The 1,258-nt window shown below is 60.6% G+C and carries 1 protein-coding gene and 1 pseudogene; both read right to left on the bottom strand.

Features of this window, described 5'->3' with window-relative positions:
* Positions 1-225: 225 nt before the first annotated feature.
* A complete protein-coding gene (locus AC097P_RS24150; protein WP_479612961.1) occupies positions 226-906 on the bottom strand; it encodes a TetR family transcriptional regulator C-terminal domain-containing protein in 681 nt (226 codons plus the stop codon).
* Between the two features lie 159 nt (positions 907-1,065).
* Positions 1,066-1,258: pseudogene (locus tag AC097P_RS24145) on the bottom strand (ABC transporter substrate-binding protein); the annotation flags it as partial.

Here is a 1,258-nt window from a genome sequence, read left to right as displayed (position 1 = left end):
CTCGAACTGGTATTTGTCGAAATAGGTATCGCTGGTCAGACCCGAGCGTAGGACAAAGTGTCCTGAGAGGCGGGCGCTTTTTCGGATTCTTGCGGGGAGTGTTTGCATAGCCTTGATGTTAAGGCCATGCTCCCAGCTGCGCGAAGTGGGATGCAAATGTTGTAGTTTGCTAGTAAATGCGGAGCGTAATGAGCATGATATACGTGGGCTACAGCACAATTCCATCTACAAGCCACAGCCCCGCATCAGCAACGAGACCACATGCTCGGTCGCCCGCGCATGGTCTTTGCTGCTCAGCGCCTTGCGCCCCAGCACGGCACACACCTGCGCGTCAAAGTCGGCATAGGTCTGGGTGGCGGCCCAGATGGTGAAGAACAAGTGGGTGGCGTCCACTGACGCCATGCGCCCGGCGTCTATCCAGCCCTGGATCACGGCCGACTTCTCCACAATCAGCGGGCGCAGTTCGGTCTTCAAAATGGTCTTGACTACGGGTGCGCCGTGCAACATCTCGTTGGCAAACACCTTGGAGCCGTCAGGCCGCTCGGCCGACAACGCCATCTTGACGCGTATGTATTGCTCCAGCGCCGCGCGCGGGTCGGCATCGGCCGTGATGCCCTGGGCCGGTGCCAACCAGTCGCCGAGGGTACGGGCCAGCACAGCGCGGTACAACACATCCTTGCTGCCAAAGTAATAGTGAAGGTTGGCCTTGGGCAGGCCACTGGAGGTGGCGATGGCGGCCATGGTGGCCCCGCCAAAGCCGGCGCGTGCAAACACTTTCTCCGCCGCTCCCAGGATGCGGTTTTCATTCGACTTGCGGATCTGCCCCTTGATCGGGTCTTCGTCTGGCACGGGCTTAGGCGAAGTGGTGGCGCGTGTGCATGGAGTTTTGGCTTGGGCTGGTGTCATAGTGGCAAAGAAAAGGGGTCGTACCGCTGAGGATACGACCCCCTTGGAGTCTTCATGCTGAAGAGGAACATGTCGACAGTTTCACCGCCGGGCCGCCCCAAGGTGAAACACGGCCCCCTTGGGGGGCAGCGACCCGCGCAGCGGTGGAGCGTGGGGGCACTATTTTGACGCCGCTTCCCACACCGCATGGGAAATGGCAGCCTTGCCCGGGTCTTTCTTGATCACCGGCGAGCTGCCACCAGCCAGCAACACCTTGACGGTGCGCTCGTAGGCGGCAGGCTCCAGGTAACCAATCTTGGCGGTGCCCGCATTGGTGATCAGCTTGGCCACGTTTTCCATCTGGCGCTTTTGC

This window comes from Rhodoferax sp. ZS1R8, from assembly GCF_056521325.1.
This window is presented reverse-complemented; position numbering and strand designations above follow the sequence as displayed.

Coding starts and splice junctions, on each gene's coding strand:
- AC097P_RS24150 (WP_479612961.1), bottom strand. CDS start 906: ATGACACCAGCCCAAGCCAAAACTCCATGCACACGCGCCACCACTTCG.